Origin of the sequence: Acinetobacter sp. GFQ9D191M, assembly GCF_011174875.1 — a bacterium.
Lineage (GTDB): Bacteria > Pseudomonadota > Gammaproteobacteria > Pseudomonadales > Moraxellaceae > Acinetobacter.
In genome coordinates this window covers 1-3118 of sequence record NZ_JAALGV010000062.1, presented here as the reverse complement: position 1 = coordinate 3118, position 3118 = coordinate 1, and the positions used below count along the sequence as shown (strand labels likewise).

At 37.6% G+C, this 3118-nt stretch carries 4 protein-coding genes; 3 read left to right on the top strand and 1 reads right to left on the bottom strand.

From position 1 onward, the window contains the following. Window positions 1–157 precede the first annotated feature (157 nt). Window positions 158–1345, bottom strand: coding sequence for a tetracycline efflux MFS transporter Tet(39) (tet(39), locus tag G5T77_RS09390; protein WP_046267530.1), 1188 nt, complete (start codon window positions 1343–1345; stop codon window positions 158–160). 65 nt (window positions 1346–1410) lie between these two features. Between tet(39) and G5T77_RS09385 the strand changes: the two genes are divergently transcribed. The 3 genes from G5T77_RS09385 to G5T77_RS09375 all read left to right on the top strand — a co-directional run bounded on the left by G5T77_RS09385 (window position 1411) and on the right by G5T77_RS09375 (window position 2966). After that, entirely contained in the window at window positions 1411–2052 is a 642-nt protein-coding gene (locus G5T77_RS09385; protein WP_004787586.1) for a TetR/AcrR family transcriptional regulator C-terminal domain-containing protein, read from the top strand. 323 nt (window positions 2053–2375) lie between these two features. Then, window positions 2376–2672, top strand: a complete 297-nt coding sequence (locus tag G5T77_RS09380) for a type II toxin-antitoxin system RelE/ParE family toxin (protein WP_004787583.1) — start codon at window positions 2376–2378, stop codon at window positions 2670–2672. Window positions 2673–2675: 3 nt separating this feature from the next. Next, window positions 2676–2966 (top strand): addiction module antidote protein, encoded by a 291-nt coding sequence (locus tag G5T77_RS09375; protein WP_004787581.1) that lies wholly within the window; start codon window positions 2676–2678, stop codon window positions 2964–2966. Window positions 2967–3118: the final 152 nt, after the last annotated feature.

The window sequence follows — 3118 nt, the reverse complement described above, 5'->3', positions numbered from 1 at the left end:
CATAAAAAAAGCCCGGTCATGGAAACTCGGGCTATCAACTAGGAACTACAGCGTTGAATTTTCACGAGAATTATAACAAATTTCGTATAAGGTGTATTATGTTAATTTTAGATAAACTATAGAATCCATTAGTTTTTAAACCAATAAATTAAATATTTTATGGAACTCCAGAATATTTATTCAGGCGATACTTAAGCAATAAGGGTAGGGTGATTACATAAAGTATTGCAGCTAATGCCCATACCATTCCAGGAGCTGATGCCTGAGTCATAAAATAGAGGCTAGTAACTAATACAGGACCAATTATAGCCCCCAGACTATTAAAACTGCTTAATAGCCCTTGTAATTCACCTTGTCTTTCATCACTAATACCTCTGGACATCATTGCTTGCAAAGCAGGAGCGGCTACTCCACCAAGGGCAAACAATGGTAACAACGCAAAAGGCACCCATTCTTCAACAGCAATAGATAAAAGAAGTAAACCAATTGCATCGCAAGCTATTCCACATAACAACGTATTTTTCTCTCCAAACCTCTTTACCATAGGGGCGATAGCAAAAGCCTGTGCAATAGAATGGCATATTCCATAACTAGCAAGGGAAACACCTGCAATAAATATACTCCAGCCATAACGATCCTGCCCATAGATAACCCATAAAGTTGCGGGGACTTGTGAAACCAATGTGATAATTAAAAAGATACCAAGCAATGGAGCCATATTAGGTTGAGTGATCAAATAGGATAATTTCTTTAATATTGATTGCTCCTGAACCTTCTCAGTCATTTTATTGCTGTGTTTTGATTCTTTTAATAAGACTGCTGTCATTATTAAATTAATCCCATTCATAAAAGCAGCAGCAAAGAACGGTGCATGTAAGTTCCATTCACCCAAAACTCCACCTATTACCGGACCCGCTATAAACCCAATACCAAAGACAGCTCCAAGGAGACCAAACCTTTTTGCACGCTCATGGGCTGGAGTAATATCTGAAACATAAGCTGTTGCAACAGCCATGTTGGCACCTGTAATTCCCGCAAAAATACGACCAATATATAGCCACAATAGAGAAGGAGCAGCAGCCATTAGGAGATAATCAGCCGTTGCACCAGCAATTGAAATAATTAATACAGGTCGACGTCCAAATCGGTCACTCAACGCTCCAAGGATAGGTGCAAAAATGAACTGCATCAGAGCATACACAGCTAATAAAGCACCATAGTGAACACCGCCTGCTTCAGCTCCAGCCAATGACCGTAATAATTCAGGCAAGATCGGCATAATTAAACCAATCCCAACAGCATCCAGAAATATAGTGATTAAAATCACGCTCAATGATTTCTTCACAAATGCCTTCTCTAGCAATGATAGAATTAATATTCTCTCACACACTCCCTATCAGTGATAGATTTATGAGTAAAAAAGATATTGCACCTCAACGTCTGACACGTGAAATAGTCCTGCGTACCGCATTGGATATGTTGAATGAAGAAGGCATAGATTCAATAACCACACGCAAGCTAGCTCAACGATTGGGTATTAAATCTCCAACTCTATATTGGCATTTCAAGAATAAATCCTTGTTAATGGAAGCAATGGCGGAAACCATTATAAATGAACACCATTTAGTTTCTTTACCCATCGATGGGATGACATGGCAAGATTGGTTGCTCGCTAATTCTGTAAGCTTTCGTCGAGCACTACTAGCTTACCGTGATGGTGCTCGTCTACATGCAAGAACTAGCCCCAGTCAAGGACATTTCAACACGATTGAGGCCCAAGTTGCGCTGTTATCTCATGCTGGGTTTTCTCCTGTTGAAGCAGTTGCATTACTTATGACATTAGGAAGGTTTATTGTTGGGTGGGTCCTTGAGGAGCAGCAAGAAGAAATAAGATCAGACCCACCATTCGAAGCCGATCCAACTATATATCCACTCATGCTCCAAGGAGTGAATACCTTACAAAATATGAATGCGGATGACATTTTTGAAAATGGGATTCGTATGGTGATTATCGGTGCTGAAAGACAACTTGATATTAAAATGCAAACTTAACTCTATACTGCTTTAAGCAACTGTTCTATTTAGTAATAAAGCTTTTATCCTTAATTATTTAACATAATAGAGCTTATACGAAACGCAATTTAAAATATTATTGTTTTTCATATAGTTATAAAATTTTGACTGACTTCAAAAACAGTAAAAAGCCGACTTAGAAACAAGTCGGCTTTTTTATGAGCAGGTTTGATACCTTTTGCCAAGAACATAGGTTATTAAATAATCAATTGATAAAATATATTCTTATTATTTCATTTACTCATAAAATATATTCATTATAATGTTGTGTATTCGATCGAATACAATAAAGAGGAACTTTCATGACCGAGATTAAACGTCTCCCTGAATTTGATGAATGGCTAGATAGCATTAAAGACAGTATGACCCGTCTTAAACTGAATCGAAGATTAGATAAGGTTCAGCGTGGTAATTGGGGCGATGTAAAGCATCTTCAAGAAGGTGTTTGGGAAATGCGAGAGTTCTTCGGACCAGGTTGGCGCATGTATTACATCAAACATGGTGATGTAATCATTGTGATGCTTGGAGGTGGTGATAAATCTACACAGCAAAAGGATATAGAACGAGCTGTTGATTTATCAAAATCTTTAGAGGATTGAAAAATGGTTAAAATAGCTGATCTACCTAGCTTTGACATGGCAGAAGCACTTAAGAGTGAAGAAGATATTGTAATGTATCTTAATATGGTTCTTGAAGAGAATGACCCTGCTGAACTAGCTCATGCACTTGGTGTAATTGCTAAAGCTCGTGGTATGACTCAAATCGCTAAAGAAGCAGGAATTGGACGTGAAGCACTTTACAAAGCACTCCGTCAAGATTCAGCACCTCGTTTTGATACGATTAATCGTGTAGTAAATGCTTTAGGTCTAAAACTAACTGTGCAGAATGCATAACTATTAATAAAATTTTGTCTAAGTTCCATCTTATTTAACATAAAATCTCTTATGCGAAATTACATACCAACTTTAACTACATTGTGGACAGGTTGGATTTTAGAGATAAGAAAAACTTCTAGGGCATTTGCTAAATAAGCCGTATCACGTTC